This window comes from Brevibacillus sp. Leaf182 (genome assembly GCF_001423865.2).
Taxonomy (GTDB): domain Bacteria; phylum Bacillota; class Bacilli; order Brevibacillales; family Brevibacillaceae; genus Brevibacillus; species Brevibacillus brevis_C.
In genome coordinates this window covers 125303-140432 of the sequence record NZ_LMPN02000021.1, presented here as the reverse complement: position 1 = coordinate 140432, position 15130 = coordinate 125303, and the positions used below count along the sequence as shown (strand labels likewise).

The 15130-nt window shown below is 47.3% G+C and carries 16 protein-coding genes; 12 read left to right on the top strand and 4 right to left on the bottom strand.

The window, feature by feature from the left end:
• Positions 1–12: 12 nt before the first annotated feature.
• The gene (locus ASG16_RS12705) at positions 13–996 is read left to right on the top strand and encodes a glutaminase (protein WP_056491489.1); all 984 of its coding nucleotides are present in this window, start codon (positions 13–15) and stop codon (positions 994–996) included.
• 51 nt (positions 997–1047) lie between these two features.
• Here the strand turns inward: ASG16_RS12705 and ASG16_RS12700 are convergent, their stop codons facing one another.
• Entirely contained in the window at positions 1048–1263 is a 216-nt protein-coding gene (locus ASG16_RS12700) for a hypothetical protein (RefSeq protein ID WP_056491487.1), read from the bottom strand.
• A gap of 240 nt (positions 1264–1503) precedes the next feature.
• Between ASG16_RS12700 and ASG16_RS12695 the strand changes: the two genes are divergently transcribed.
• The 4 genes from ASG16_RS12695 to ASG16_RS12680 all read left to right on the top strand — a co-directional run bounded on the left by ASG16_RS12695 (position 1504) and on the right by ASG16_RS12680 (position 5300).
• Positions 1504–2469, top strand: coding sequence for a PfkB family carbohydrate kinase (locus ASG16_RS12695; RefSeq protein ID WP_056491485.1), 966 nt, complete (start codon positions 1504–1506; stop codon positions 2467–2469).
• Between the two features lie 12 nt (positions 2470–2481).
• The gene (locus ASG16_RS12690; RefSeq protein ID WP_056491484.1) at positions 2482–3375 is read left to right on the top strand and encodes an AEC family transporter; all 894 of its coding nucleotides are present in this window, start codon (positions 2482–2484) and stop codon (positions 3373–3375) included.
• Between the two features lie 29 nt (positions 3376–3404).
• Positions 3405–4181: a GNAT family N-acetyltransferase gene (locus ASG16_RS12685; RefSeq protein WP_056491483.1), complete on the top strand. Its 777-nt coding sequence runs from the start codon at positions 3405–3407 to the stop codon at positions 4179–4181.
• 186 nt (positions 4182–4367) lie between these two features.
• Positions 4368–5300 (top strand): aldo/keto reductase, encoded by a 933-nt coding sequence (locus tag ASG16_RS12680; RefSeq protein WP_056491481.1) that lies wholly within the window; start codon positions 4368–4370, stop codon positions 5298–5300.
• A 141-nt stretch (positions 5301–5441) separates the two neighbouring features.
• On the opposite strand, the gene ASG16_RS12675 is transcribed toward ASG16_RS12680, so the two are convergent.
• The gene (locus ASG16_RS12675) at positions 5442–5918 is read right to left on the bottom strand and encodes a hypothetical protein (RefSeq protein ID WP_056491479.1); all 477 of its coding nucleotides are present in this window, start codon (positions 5916–5918) and stop codon (positions 5442–5444) included.
• 146 nt (positions 5919–6064) lie between these two features.
• On the bottom strand, positions 6065–6517 hold the full coding sequence (locus tag ASG16_RS12670) for a VOC family protein (RefSeq protein WP_056491477.1): 453 nt from the start codon (positions 6515–6517) through the stop codon (positions 6065–6067).
• 199 nt (positions 6518–6716) lie between these two features.
• Between ASG16_RS12670 and ASG16_RS12665 the strand changes: the two genes are divergently transcribed.
• The 6 genes from ASG16_RS12665 (at position 6717) to ASG16_RS12640 (ending at position 13086) form a co-directional block, all read left to right on the top strand.
• The gene (locus tag ASG16_RS12665; RefSeq protein WP_056491475.1) at positions 6717–6992 is read left to right on the top strand and encodes a DUF2277 domain-containing protein; all 276 of its coding nucleotides are present in this window, start codon (positions 6717–6719) and stop codon (positions 6990–6992) included.
• Positions 6993–7233: 241 nt separating this feature from the next.
• Positions 7234–7563, top strand: a complete 330-nt coding sequence (locus ASG16_RS12660; RefSeq protein WP_056491473.1) for a cupin domain-containing protein — start codon at positions 7234–7236, stop codon at positions 7561–7563.
• A gap of 196 nt (positions 7564–7759) precedes the next feature.
• On the top strand, positions 7760–8452 hold the full coding sequence (locus tag ASG16_RS12655) for an FHA domain-containing protein (protein ID WP_056491471.1): 693 nt from the start codon (positions 7760–7762) through the stop codon (positions 8450–8452).
• Between the two features lie 169 nt (positions 8453–8621).
• Positions 8622–10673, top strand: coding sequence for a penicillin-binding transpeptidase domain-containing protein (locus ASG16_RS12650; RefSeq protein WP_056491469.1), 2052 nt, complete (start codon positions 8622–8624; stop codon positions 10671–10673).
• Between the two features lie 11 nt (positions 10674–10684).
• The gene (locus ASG16_RS12645; RefSeq protein ID WP_056491467.1) at positions 10685–12694 is read left to right on the top strand and encodes a peptidoglycan D,D-transpeptidase FtsI family protein; all 2010 of its coding nucleotides are present in this window, start codon (positions 10685–10687) and stop codon (positions 12692–12694) included.
• A 95-nt stretch (positions 12695–12789) separates the two neighbouring features.
• Positions 12790–13086 carry a hypothetical protein gene (locus tag ASG16_RS12640; RefSeq protein ID WP_048034452.1) on the top strand — a complete coding sequence of 99 codons (297 nt, stop codon included), beginning with the start codon at positions 12790–12792 and terminating at the stop codon, positions 13084–13086.
• Between the two features lie 84 nt (positions 13087–13170).
• Here ASG16_RS12640 and ASG16_RS12635 read toward each other — a convergent pair whose 3' ends face one another.
• Positions 13171–14049, bottom strand: a complete 879-nt coding sequence (locus ASG16_RS12635; RefSeq protein ID WP_056491465.1) for a proline iminopeptidase-family hydrolase — start codon at positions 14047–14049, stop codon at positions 13171–13173.
• A 174-nt stretch (positions 14050–14223) separates the two neighbouring features.
• On the opposite strand from ASG16_RS12635, the gene ASG16_RS12630 reads away from it, so the two are divergent.
• On the top strand, positions 14224–15129 hold the full coding sequence (locus ASG16_RS12630) for a hypothetical protein (protein WP_056491463.1): 906 nt from the start codon (positions 14224–14226) through the stop codon (positions 15127–15129).
• The last annotated feature ends 1 nt before the right edge of the window (position 15130 follow it).

The window sequence follows — 15130 nt, the reverse complement described above, 5'->3', positions numbered from 1 at the left end:
GTGAAAAGGAAGATGGTTAGTCAAGTGGCGCAGCAAACAAGAACGATCGAAACAGACTGCTTGGAACAATGGATCGAGCAATATCGCGGGGAGTCCAGCAAGGGAAAATGCGCTGCTTATATCCCTGCTTTGAAAGAGGCTGACCCAACACAGCTAGGGATTTGTGTGATGGGGCCAGATGGACAAATCAGCAGGGCTGGCAGCTACGACTCTCCTTTTACCCTGCAAAGCATTTCCAAAGTCATCAGCTTTCTTGCAGCATGTACGCACCACGGGATTGCGAATGTATTGGAGCAGGTGGATGTAGAGCCTACGGGAGACGCATTTGATTCGATGGTGCGGCTGGAAATGCACAAGCCGGGAAGGCCTTTTAATCCCATGATCAATGCAGGAGCGATTACGGTTTCTTCCTTGTTGCAGGGGAACGGAGTCCAGGAAAAGTTTCGCTCCTTTCAAGACATGGTCGAGCGCATGACAGGGCGCAAGCATCAGATCAACGAGGAAGTGTATCGCTCCGAGTGGCAAACGGCCAACCGCAATCGTTCCCTCGCCTACTATCTCGCAGCTACTGGTTTTTTGGCTTGTCCGGTCGAGGATGCTTTGGACGTATACATCCGGCAATGCTCACTGGAGGTAACGGCAGAGGACATTGCGAAAATCGGCTTGATCCTGGCGCAAGATGGCTATGATCCGATACGCAAGGAACAGCTTTTCGGCAAAGAGCTGGCTCGCGTGACCAAAGCGCTAATGGTCACATGCGGCATGTACAACGCTTCCGGCAATTTTGCCGCTTTTGTAGGTGTGCCGGCGAAAAGCGGCGTGTCAGGAGGCATTATGGCTGCCGTCCCTCCGCGAGGGCGTTTTGGAGAGCTGCCTTTTGCCGGCGGCTGCGGAATCGGTGTGTATGGTCCTGCTATTGATCCGTACGGAAACAGCGTAGCAGGGGTAGCACTGCTCAAGCATATGGCAAGTGCGTGGGATTTGACGATCTATTAAAAAGAAATGGCTAGAGATCACAGAGCATGTCTGGATCTTTAGCCATTTCTTTTACTTGTGTAATTGATCTTTGATTAGTTGCTCTTCGTATTCTTCAGGATTCGAAATGCTGTTTTCAATAAAAAATTCAGCTTGGCTCTTTATGATGCCAATTTCTCTCTCTTCCTCTACCACTTTCATTCCATCTGGAGTAGTAAGGTGAGCAACTTCTGATAGATTTCCTTCCTTTTGAATCTGATCTAATCGTAAATCAACGAGCACTGTCATCAGAGCTTATCTTTATAGAAGATTCTTGCTGTCACCTGTTTTTTCTCCAAATCAACCAAAGGATAATCAGTTCTGATTCCAACTGGTTCAAAAATGGTAAACCCAACACTTTTCATAGTGGATCACCTCGCTTCTTGATTTTACCAAATGGCAATATCAACAAACAGTTGCTGGCTTTCATTGGCAAAAAAAAGAACCTGTGACATACTGGAGCTATCACGGTCGTCGGAGGAAATCAACATGGTAGATGTGGTCGCATGTGGCGAGTTATTGATTGATTTTACACCGTTACAGCAGAAGGAAAAGCCGGACAGCGCTGCATTTGAGCAAAACCCTGGGGGAGCGCCTGCCAATGTACTAACCGCCCTATCGCGCTTCGGGAAGCGGACTTCCTTTATCGGTGCGGTGGGAAATGATGCGTTTGGACGTTTTTTGCAACAGACCTTAATCAGACAGAATATTGGCACAGAAGGGCTAGTACTCACGGAGGAAGCGCCTACGACATTGGCTTTTGTCCATCTCGATGAGACAGGCGATCGTTCTTTTCACTTTTACCGCAATCCGGGTGCAGATATGATGCTGCGGGAGCAAGACGTGAACGAGGCCCTGATTGCACAGGCAGCGATTTTTCATTTCGGTACGTTGTCCTTGACACATGAGCCAGCCAGATCAGCAACCTGGAAAGCCGTCGAGTACGCCAAAAAGCATCAGGGGCTCCTTTCATTTGACCCGAATATTCGAGCGTCCTTATGGGAGGATCTGGAGGAAGCGAAGGGGATGGCTCTCAAAGGCATGGCGCAGGCTGATATCATCAAGTTGTCCGAGGAAGAGCTGGCTTTTCTCATGGGGAGCGAGGATGTCGTGGAAGCGACAGCGTGGATGCTTGCGCAATATGATCTGCAAGCTGTTTTTGTCACGCTGGGGGAAAAGGGGTGCTTTTACCGCACACGAAATCATTTTGGTACAGTCGGTGGCTTTCCAGTAACCACGATCGATACGACTGGAGCGGGAGACGCGTTTGTGGGAGCGCTGCTCTATCAGCTTCTCCAGGCGGGGGAAAGTATGCTGGATATCCCACAAGCCGCGTTAGAAGACATGATACGCTTTGCTAATGCCGCAGGTGCACTCACGACAACATGCACAGGTGCTATTCCCGCCTTGCCTACGCTGTCTGAGGTCAAAAGCTTCATGGAAGCAGCACGGTAGGAGGGAAGAGTCATGATTTTTGTGGAAGTCATCCTGCCTGTCCTGCTCATTTTTCTTAGCGGCTATATTTTGCAGCGCATTTTCAAAATGGATTTGAAGCCCATCTCTTCCCTGGCGATTTACATCTTGTCAACGGCGCTCGTCTTTCGTACGTTTTACAAGACACAGCTCGACTTGCAATTATTTTATATCGTTGTGATTTCGCTGCTCTTGCTGGCTGCTCTCGTTGTGATTACGCAGTTGACGGCACGATTGTTCAAATACGACAAGCAACAGGAAAGCGCACTAATGCTCGCGACAGCCTTCATGAACAGTGGCAACTACGGGACGCCGATTATTTTGTTCGCCTTCGGAGAGGCTGGCTTTACGTATGCGGTGCAAATCATGGTTTTCCACTCGATCATGATGGGCGTATTCGGCGTGTATTTTGCCTCCCGAGGCGGGAATGGGATGGGGACGGCCATCAGGGCGATCTTCAAGCAGCCGTCCAATTACGCTGTGGTTCTCGCGATTTTGCTGCAACAGCTTCAAGTCGTCATTCCGCAAAGCTACTACCAGGCAATTGATCTCGTTGCACAGGCGGCGATTCCAGTTGTGATGCTCATCCTGGGCATGCAGCTCGCCAATGTATCTACCAAAGCGCTAGAGTGGCAGGGACTCAGTGCTGCGAGTGTCATTCGGCTGGTGGCGTCACCACTTTTGGCGTACCTCATCTGTCTGTTATTCCCGATTGACCCGCTTCTGCAAAAGGTGTTGGTCGTTCTGGCAGCCATGCCTTCTGCCGCCACTACAGCGATCTATGCGATCCAATTCAACATGCGACCGCAATTCGTCTCCAGCAGCGTGTTGGTTACGACGGTGATCAGTATAGGAACATTAACGTTTTTGCTAAACATTTTGCATTAGTCCTGATGTAGACAAGGGAGGATGAAAACATGAACAAGACAGAAGTATTGCGGCTTTTTGACAAAGAGATGAGGGTGGAAATCACCTATCCGCCCCTCCGCCGGGAGGAGACAGAACACCTCGTTCGTCACGTCTCACCCACCCCGGATGATTCCGGAGTCGTCTTGTTTTCCAGGCTGTCTGAAGAAAATGCAGAGGAAGTTATCAAGCAGGAACTTGAATATTTCTCACGTCTTCAGCAATCCTTTGAGTGGAAGCTGTTTGATTATGACCAACCGGCTAATTTGCTTGAGAGGCTAAAAGGCCATGGTTTTACAGTTGATGAGGAGGAAGCGACGCTTGTGTTAGAGGTGGCGCAGGCAGAGGAGTTACGAAGCCTTGTCATTCCGCCAGAGATACGGCAAATCACTGACTCGGCGGGCATTGATGATATCATGCACTTGAAGGAGCAGGTATGGGGCAGTGCTAATGAGGAGCTTTCTGCGAGATTAAAACGGGATTTGGCCGAAAATCCGGAGCACTTGCTTGTGTACGCTGCATACAGTGGTGATCAGGCAGTGAGTGCAGCTTGGATGTACTTGCATGAGGATACGTCCTTTGGCAGTCTGTGGGGAGGCTCTACTTTACCCGACTTCCGAAACAAAGGCTATTATACGGCCCTCGTAGCAGTCCGGGTACAAGAAGCACAGAAACGCGGGTATCCGCTGTTGATGGTAGATACGAGTCCGATGAGTCGACCGATTCTGGAGAAAAAAGGCTTTGAATTTCTCGCCTATTCTTATCCTTGTTTTTATGAGTATAAATAGTATCGTGGAAAAGGAAGCTGCCCATTGTTACGTGGGGCAGCTTTTGTAGTTGCAGAGATACGTATATGCAAAAAAAACATTTTGCACTTGAAGCTTACGTAACGTAATGAATTATGCTGTAAATACCGGTAAAAACCTCGCGCGAAAACGTACGCTAAGCATCAAAATGAGAGGGAGTTGGAGAGAATGATGAAACAAACACGAATTGGTAAAACAGATTTAGTTGTCAATCCAATCGGACTTGGAACAAGCGCTGTAGGTGGCCACAATATTTATCCGAATTTAAATGAAGAAGTAGGGAAAGATTTGGTGCGGGCTGCGATCAACCATGGAGTGAATTTTTTAGATACAGCGTTTTTTTATGGAACAGGACGTTCAGAGGAGCTAATAGGTGAAGTGATAAAAGAAGCAGGAAAGCGACATGAACTCATCCTTGCAACAAAAGGTGGCCTTATACTTGTCGGCAATGATGTTACAATGGATAATTCACCTGCTTATTTAAAACAAGCCGTTGAAGATAGTTTGAAAAGGCTACAAACAGATTACATAGATTTATTTTATATTCATGCTCCAGATCAGGATACACCAAAAGATGAGGCGGTTGGAGTCTTAAAACGGCTAAAGGACGAAGGTAAAATCAGAGGAATTGGCGTTTCTAACTTCTCACTGGAACAATTGAAAGAAGCAAATAAGGATGGGTATGTCGATGTATTACAGGGAAACTACAATTTGCTGCAGCGTGAAGCGGAACAAGAATTCTTTCCATATACGACAGAGAATAATATCTCGTTTATTCCATACTTTCCACTAGCATCAGGCTTGCTTGCCGGTAAATACAAGAAGGATATGACATTCAATGATCTACGCAAAGATATGCCGCACTTCCAGGGCGACAAATTCAAAAAAAATCTAGAAAAGGTAGAGCAGCTCCGGAAAATTGCAAATAAAAAGAATGCCGAAGTTGCCCATATAGTCCTTGCTTGGTATTTCACACATGATTCAATTGAGGTTGTCATTCCCGGAGCGCAAAGAGCAGAGCAAATGCTGGATAATTTAAAAACAGTAGACGTCCACCTGACAGAAGAAGAAATCAACGAAATTGATCGTATTTTTAAATAGGTCTCTGTGGCGAATCTTCGTACTACTGCCCTTTCGTATTAGGAGGTTAGTCAGTTGTTACTGGTTGACCTCCTTAGTTACACAACTTTACCGTTACTTGTGATACGGTTCACCGTACATGATCTTGAACGATCGACCCCGTTAGTTGAACGGTTTAGTTGAACTAATTAGTAGATTTTGTTGGTCTAATCGCTTTAATGCGTCATTGACTACTTCTTTTGAAAAGTTTTTCACAAGTACCTGATTCTCTATTAAGAAAACATTATCGCCCATGCACCGCTCAATGTAATCCAACAATCCAGCCTTAGTGCAAAGGGAACACCATCTCTTTTCACCTTCACTAAAGGTGACTGTGACCTCAATATGTTCTAAAGATTCTTCACTTGAATCTTGAATCGTATCGTCAAAAGCCCAGTTAACTAATACTGGTACACTACTCCCGTCAGGTACGAAATAATACTTTCTAAACCATCTTGCTCGGTTATTGTCACCAACAACCCTTATCTGTTCTTTTACTTCGTCCTCAGCTAAAACTTCGTAATGCTTACCACGTGTCAGAGCGTCAAAATAAAGACCCACATCCTTGCAAATTACGATCGTTCTTTTGTTGTCTGCCACCTTCGTTCACACCACCTGTTTTCCAATGACAATAGTGCAATTACTTCCACGTTCCTTGTTTCCGGGACCGAGGGTCGCCCAGACCCGGAGCGTGAACGCGGTATTTAGTAATGTATATTTCAGTTAAGTCTTCTTTTAAACGGCACTTATTTATTACCGAGCTGTTCCGCCAAACCGATTAGAAGTCCTTCAATTCCACGAATGTAGCAGAGCCGATACGAGTCCTGGTACTGAACCACTTCTCCGACGAGCTGAGCGCCATGCTTAGTGAGCCTGGATACCATTTCGTCAATGTCTTCAACGGTGAACATGACCCGCAGATAACCGAGGGCATTTACAGGAGCGGTTCGGTGATCTGATATAGTAGGTGGGGTGAGAAATCGCGAAAGTTCAAGTCGGCTGTGGCCATCTGGGGTAACCATCATAGCAATCTCTACACATTGTGAACCCAGCCCGGTTACGCGACCAGCCCATTCACCTTCGACAGTAGCGCGCCCTTCGAGCTTCAAGCCAATCTCCTCGAAGAAAGAGATGGCGTCATCAAGGGATTCTACAACGATACCAACATTGTCCATTCTTAGTAATTTGTTATTTGCCATTAGTTTTTTCTCCTTATGTGTACAAATTTATTACCTGATCATCTTCATATTATTCTATCAAGGATTACCAATTCCCCCCCAAACGATTGACATTACGACGCCTCGTCAGTGAGATTTTTGAAGCACAATCAGCCCAACCTAGGATTCAGTGCTTACGTATAGTAGAATGATACAAAAAAGGGAACAGAAGGTGTAAGCGATGTGCCGAAACATCAAAACCTTGTTCAACTTCGATCCACCCGCGACAGAAGGTGAGATTCAAGCAGCAGCCCTGCAATTCGTGCGAAAGCTCTCGGGCTTCAACACGCCTTCGAAGGCCAATGAAGAGGCTTTTCACCGCGCGGTCCAGGAAGTCTCCGTTGTTGCGAGAAACCTCCTGGATTCGCTCGTGACGAATGCAGAGCCACGCAATCGAGAAGTCGAAATTGAGCGTGCTCGTGCGAGAAACGCCAAACGGTTTGGCATGACAGAGTAGTGAGATGAGAAAGACATACAGTCTTTTTTAGGGGCAGTCTGTTAGGGCGACTGCCCATTTTTATTTTGCGAGAAATGAATACGTGGTGTCAAAGATGGGAGATCGAGATTTTGTTCCCTCTCATTCTTAATCAGAAATTTCGGCATCTTATCATCGTCTTATGAGATGATTTATCATTTCGCTACTATGTCTCTCTCCTGCGAATTATATTATCGTAGAAGGCAAAGGGGAGAGGATCATCATGGAAAAGGTGAACATCGCACAACATTTATCACGCTTGCAAGATTCCTGGGGCTCTCTGGTTGTCGGAGAGATGAATGATACGTCTATTAAGCTAGAGAAGCTGCAAGGTGAGTATCCTTGGCAACAAAATGACCAGAAAGATGAATTGCTGTTTGTCGTCAAAGGCAGACTGCTGCTGATGTACCACGAGCGTAATATATGGGTGGAAGCCGGAGAGTTTATCGTTGTGCCAAAGGGAGTTTCGTACAAGCTGTTTATCCCGAATGGCGATTGTCATCTACTGGCGATTGAACCGAAAAAATTCGCTGCTCTCAAGCGCTGCTCCTAAGACGATCAACATAGAAAATCGAGCGCTATTCGTTCGCGAATAGCGATGATATAGAGCTGTCAATCGACCGGTCACTTTCGTTGTCTGGACAATTGGCGGCTTTTTTGCTATTAATATATGTTCAAAAAAGTGTTGACTTATGCGTAATTTAATATGTAATAAATACTGATAGCTCCAACTCTTTTCGAGGTGATGAATGTTGGACGACGGCATATATGTATTGATTAAAAAAGGAGACCCCGAGCAGCTTCAGAAGCGTCAGTTTCTACATAAGGAAGAGTGTACGATTGGGAGACGGGGCAATCAATTACAACCTGACATTGCTTTTTCCAGTCCGTATATTTCCAGAAGGCATGCCGTGATACGGAAAATCAATAACCAATATACGATTTCTGATTTGCAAAGCAAGCATGGGACAGAAGTGAACGGAATGTCGATACAGCAAGCGCCGCATTTTCTTTATCACGGTGATCATATTACGCTGGCCAAAGGCGTCGTAGAGATGATATTTTTCGCAGAGGGTAGCGAGATGGATGTGACGCGGGAGTTCTCATTCCCTTTGACGATTCAAAAAGAAACTACCTCCACGTCTGGATTGGTCATCAATCTGGAACGCAGAGAAATTCGTCTCGATGGCGCGAGAATCCATTTGACCGGAAAAGATATGGACTTGCTCATGCTTCTGTACCAACGTTCGAATCAGGCGGTCAGCTACGAGGAAATCATGGTACTCGTCTGGCCGGAACGGTTGCTGAATGCGGAGAGCAGCGTCCCGGATGTTGGACGAGCCGAGATCAACGCTCTTGTTTATCGCTTGCGAAAGCGGCTGGGCAGATATGGCGAGAACGTCACCACGATCCCGCGCTTCGGTTACATGTGGGAAGAATAGTAGACAGTACGGCAGACACAGGATGAATTTCCTGTGTTTTTTTGCATTTGATGTAACTATCTGACACTTATCATCGTCCTATGAGAATAGTCTCATCTAGTCATCATCTTTTTTCCATATATTATGGTATCTGACTGTAATATCGTGTGGTAGGGAAGGTGAATGACTAGTGAAAAAGACATGGATAGTATTTTGGACGGTTTTTTTCGTTGTTCTTTCAGGGTTTTTCTATCTTTTCTGGGACTTTTGGAAGGACAACACGCAGTCGGACGGCGAGAGGGCAAAGGCAGCATTCACCGCGTATACGACAAAGTGGGGAGAACAGAAATTCTCTGACATGTACGAGCAGCTTTCTTTACATACAAAAAAGACCATCAGCAAAGAAGAATTCGTTTCGCGTTACCAAAACATTTACGGCGGAATCGAGGCCAAAGCGATTGCGGTCGAGCCGATGTACAATGGCGACGTCATGCCAGGTGAGGATGGGCAGATCAACTTTCATTACCGGCTGACGATGGAAACTTTCATTGAACCGATTTCCTTTACGGGGAAAGCGACGCTTGTTAAAGAAACGCAGAAAGACTTGGAGGACTGGTACATTCATTGGAATCCTTCTTTTATTTTTCCAGAAATGAAAGAAGGGGACAAAGTAAGAGCCAATACGATGTATCCCAGACGAGGTGAGATCACGGATCGGGCAGGGCGTCCATTGGCAACAGAGCGTGTCGTGGTAGATATCGGGATAAATCCGGCAGAGTGGAGCCAGGCTTCGCAGAGCGGGAAAATGGAGGTCAGCAAGCTTTTGCAAATTCCATTGGATGACCTCACCGCGAAGGCCCAAGCTACGACAAGCAAGTCGACCAAGTTTATCCGGATCGCCACGCTGCCGCAGGACGATGCACGCATCAAACAATTAGAAAAAACAGAAGGGCTCAAATTGCATAAAAAGAAAGTCCGTTACTATCCCTATCAGGACGCAACAGCCCATCTGGTTGGCTATGTAGGAGCGATCAGTCAGGAAGAGTACGAGAAGCGAAAGGGGCAGGGCTATAAAACGTCTGATGTGATTGGCAAATCAGGACTGGAACAGATTTTTGAGGAACAGCTAAGAGGGAGTGCAGGTGGGCGTATCGTCATTACGGATGCAGATGGAACGGAAAAAAAGACCGTGGCGGAACGCTTCGCCAAGCATGGACAGCCACTGGCATTAACCATCGATGCTGAAGTACAGCAGACGATTTACCAGGAGCTGAAAAACGAAGCAGGCACGGCTGCAGCGATCTCACCAAAGACCGGGGAAATACTGGCCCTCGTCAATTCTCCGTCCTTTGATCCGAATGCGTTTGTGCTTGGGATGTCGGCTACAGAGTGGAAGCAAATGAATGAAAACCCGCAAAAGCCGCTTCTCAATCGATTCGCGCGCGGGTTTGCGCCGGGCTCTACCTTCAAGCCGATTACGGCGGCGATTGGACTTGAGTCAGGTGCCATTACCCCTGCGGATAGTATCCATGTCCGCGGACTGCATTGGCAAAAGGATGCGTCCTGGGGTGGATACGAGGTAACGCGGGTCAGCGATTACGGAGGACCTGTCAATTTGGAAAAAGCATTGGTGTACTCCGACAATATTTATTTTGCGAAAGCGGCACTCTCCATGGGGGAGGAGCAATTCGTGAAAAAGAGCGAGTTGTTTGGATTCCATGAAGCTCTCCCGATTCCATATCCACTGGACAAGTCGAAGCTGTATAACGACCGTTTCAAAAACGAGATTCAATTGGCAGACTCCGGTTACGGTCAGGGCGAGGTAACGATGACGCCGCTTCATCTCGCGTTGGTGTACAGCGCTTTTGCAAATGACGGAAATATCGTTCATCCATCACTGTTGCAGGATGACAAAAAAGCAGGGTATTGGAAGGCGAATGTCATACCTGCCGATGTGGCGAGCACGGTGAAGCAGCATTTGATACAGGTCATGGAAGACCCGCGCGGCACCGGACGAGGAGCACGCGTGCCTGGTATTCACATGGCGGGCAAGACTGGAACAGCGGAGCTGAAACAAAAAAAGGGCGAGCTCGGATTAGAAAACGGATGGTACGCCGTTTTTAATGTAGATGATCCGCGTTTGCTGGTTACCATGATGATCGAAGATGTCCGTGGCCGGGGTGGCAGTCATGTACTCGATGCACGTATTAAACGGATTTTCACGAAGGTACTGAAAGAGTAGGGAGAGCAAGGATGAAGGAAGAAAAAAATGATCGTTTGAAACGACTGCAAATCGTCTATATCGTCGTATTTCTGATGTTTGTGGTAATTATTTTGAGATTGGCGCAAATCCAAATCCAGCAAGGGAGCGATTATGCAAATGAGCTGGCAGACAGATCCTATAAAAAAGATTACATTCCCGCTATGCGAGGAAACATTTATGACCGCAACGGGTATGTTATTGCCGAAAGTCGGCCTTCCCATCTCGCTGTCTTCCGTGAACAAGAGATCATGGAGAAGAAAGCGTACTTTGACCTGGTGGAAAAGCTGGAGAAAATACTGAGCCTCGACAAGGCCACGCTGCTAAAAAAGATGGATGTCGGCTATGCCTACGAGAAAGGCAAGTATGTGGAAGCGGCGCGACAATTGCCGCGCTATTTGGAAAAAGAGCTGAAGGTTGATTTGACGGAGAAAGAAATCGCAGTGCTGGGTGAGCATCGCGGCGATTTGCCGGGAATTGAAGTAGTGACAAAACCGATCAGGAAATACGATCCCAAGCAAATCGCCGTACAGGCGGTCGGGTATGTTCGGCCCTTTCATATTGCTGAAAATGTGAAGCTCGCCTCTTACAAGGATGAGAGCACGCGGTATTTGCCGAACCAGTTAGTCGGGCTCGATGGGATTGAGCTATCTTACGAAAAAGAGCTTCGCGGGAGCAACGGTTACCGGATGTATGAGGTCGCAGCCGATCAGACGGTTGTGAAGCAAGTGGAGGAAGTTCCATCCGTCCCAGGCAATCATGTGTATCTCACCATTGATCAGCGGGTACAACTGGATATCCGGGATTCGATCCGAGCATTTCTTCCGAAGATGCGTGCAACCATCCCCGAGGCGAGGGCTGCAAAGGGAGCGTACGTCGTGGCAGTCGAGGTCAAGACAGGCAAGGTTGTCGCGATGGTCAGTTATCCGGAATACGATCCAAACGTGTGGATTGAGGGGCCCGATCAAAAAACATATGACGAGATCAAGCTGGCGGTGACGAATGGGACGATTCGGGAAGCGCCATACGATACGAGGCCATTAACGGGCGAGGCGGCTATCCAGGAGGGCTACAAGCATCCGGGCTCAATTGTGCCATCAGGGTCTGTCCTTAAGCCGATTACGGTATTGCTTGGTTTGCAGGAAGGCATCATCTCTCCCTCCGATCGTTGGAATGATGGAGGGGTGTATCACTATGGACGTGGAACAGACCGGATTAAGAACGACAACTCCAAAGCACATGGCATGATTAGCCCTGCGATTTCCCTGCAAAAATCATCAAATACGTACATGGCGAGAATCGGGGAGGAGCTGTCCCGTCGAAAAGGAAAAGAGTCAGCGTCCGTGCTGCAATCGTACTATCACGCATTCGGGTTAGGAGTTCAAACTGGCGTGGATTTGCCGAATGAAAACAAAGGCAAAGAAGACTATTTGGTGATGGATGAAAACTACGGACCACTAGCAGCGATGGTGCAGGCTTCCTTTGGGCAGCAAGTACGGGCAACGACGATGCAATTGGCACAATATGCGGCCACGCTTGCGAATAAAGGTGTACGTTTGCAGCCGCAGATGGTAGATAAGATCACAGACGCAGATGGAAAACTGGTGAAAACGTACACGCCGAAAACCATGAGCACCTTCCCTCACCCTGAAAAATACTGGGACATTCTGGAGCAAGGCATGGTGATGGTGACGAAACCAGGGGGAACAGCAGTCCGCGCGTATGAGGGAATGGCGTTTCAGGTAGCTGCAAAGACAGGAACATCGGAGCAAGATATTTATGTACCGGTGACGGAGACAGATGAGAAAACAGGGCAGAAAAAGACAAGGTGGAAAATGCACGGTCGCATTACGAATGGTGTCAGCATTTCGTATGCCCCAGTCGACGATCCTGTTCTGGCAGTAGCCGTAATCGTTCCTGAGGGTGGTTATGGGGGAAGGTCGGCTGCGATCATTTCACGTTCTGTATACGATGTGTATGACAAGCATATCGGATTGAAATAGCAGGATAGATAGGGAGAGGTAAAAACAGGCTGTTCGAAGTGGTTCTGTCGAGGAGCTACTTCGGGCAGCTTCTTTCGGAGATTAGGAGGATGACTATGGCAGGGATGGAGATAAACGAATTACTAAGATTCGTTTTGATTACTTTTATCATCAGTTTACTAGTTATTTCCGTTGCTTTATTGCTTCAAAAGAAACGAGGTAATCTTGTCAATGGATTCACACTTAGTATGATTTCAGCAATTTCAGTAATCGTTTCTGGAACGAATCTTATGGTTATGGGTTACATAGCTGATGAATTTAACCTAAGTGGAGATGCTATGTCCACCTATATGTTTTTCATCATTTTAGGATTGAACATACTTAATTTCCTTATTTACTTAAAAAAAGCATGAGGATTCGGAAAAACTCGCATCGTCGATGATACGAAGTTTTTCCGTTTTTTCATGTCACGCTAAGCCAGCGAGGCCGCGGCGGTTTTATTTCGTATCTGCTTTTTGCAAAAAGCTGCGGATAACCTGCACGTATTCGTCTGTCTCTTCCAGATAGCCGACATGCGAGCTGTTTTCAAAGACATGGAACTCGGCGTTTGGCACCAGAGACTGATAATAACTTGTCGATTCAGGCGTCGCTTCATCATATCGGCCACAAACGAACAGGGAAGGGATACTGATTTGATGCAGCTTGGGTGTGTAGTCGAATGTTTTCAGATTCCCTGTCGGGCAAAACTCAGAAGGTCCCCACATCGTCATGTACACTTCTTTGTTCGCTTTTGGACGGCTTTCTGTCATGACTGTTGGCATTGGATCAAGGCGGCACACATGGCGCTTGTAGTATTCCTTCATGGCATCCTGGTATTCTTGTGAATCAGTTGTGCCCTGCTCCTCGTGTGTGGCGATGGTTTGTTGCACATCCTCTGGCAATTGCTCGATTAAACGATCTGCGTCCTGTTTCCAACGCTCTGCGCTCAGACATGGGCTGGAGAAGATGATGCTCTGAATCCCTTCCGGCTTGGCATCGACCAAATAAGCTGCTGCCAGCATCGTGCCCCACGAGTGCCCCAGAATGTGAACCTCTTTTAAGCCAAGGGCTTGTCTGATGCAAGCCAGCTCTTCCACAAAGCGCTCGGTTTTCCAAAGAGTCAGATCGGTCGGGCGATCGGAATTTCCTGACCCGAGTTGATCATAGAAAATGACGGGTCTGTCGTTGCCTAAGACATGAAGCGTTGATTTGAGCGGATCATGCGTATTGCCAGGTCCTCCGTGCAGGACGATCAGAGGCGTTTTCTCCCCTTCGCCGACACGACTGTACCATACTCTTCCGCCAGGAACATCAATATAGCCTTCTTGCATACTCATCGATAATGCCTCCACTTCAGGTTCATGCTGATCACTTCTTCTTTCAATATAGCATATGGAATTGTTTTTACACTTTTTTTAGAATTGATTTAGAGCGTGTTTAGACCCTCTATTTATCATCACTGGTATAGAAAGCGATGACAGTTGCTTTCGATGAAAATAGGAGGGACCATCATGCGAAAAAAATGGTTGGGTATCGGCTTGTCGGTTGGAATCACAGGAGCATTGATTTGGGGATACGGGGCATCAGCGAGTGCGGATAGTACGACGATGGGCGTATATGAATCAGCTCTGCATCAAACGAAGGAAGCGAAGAACATGACGGCCCACGCGCAGCTATCGCTCACAGACAACGGAGCGAAGCTGCTCACACTGGAGGGAGTCGCAAAGATCGATCATAACCAGCACATCGGAAATGTAGAGGCGACTTTTACAGACACGCTGGGCGAGAAAAGCATGCAAGCCTTTCTGGAAAAGGATCAAGTTGTGGTTAAAAAAGGGGATAGTAACGTTTATCGGGTCATGGAAAAAATGGATAGGAGACACCAACCAGAAAATGACGCCGATAACAAACGCGGGGCCATGATGCATAAGCTGTTTGCTTCGGTATTCGGCGATCTCGGAAAAAACGCGACCGTTGAGAACCTACCGGATGGAGGCAAGCGTACGTCGCTTCAGCTCTCCGAAGAGCAAATTCCGGCATTTATCCAGGCAGCCGGACCTATTCTCTATGATAAGCTCGCCGAACATAGTCAAGAAGCGTCTTCCTCCGAAAACCATCTATCTGTGAAGCTTCCTCGCTTGCAAGAGGATTTTCAAGTGGACCAAGTATTGCTTAACGCCAAGATCGACGAGAAAAATCAAATCGAACAGCAATCTGCTGTGGTAAACCTCTCGGGAACGGACGCGTCTGGGAAAGAGCACAAGCTCCAGCTTTCTTTGGATATCCGCTTGACCGATTTGGGCACGACCACACCTGATCGCATCGATCTTACTGGCAAGCAAGTTGAGAAGGTTTCCCGTGAGGACATGAAGAACAAATGGGGAAAAGGCTGGACGAAGCATTCCGATTCCGAGTAAA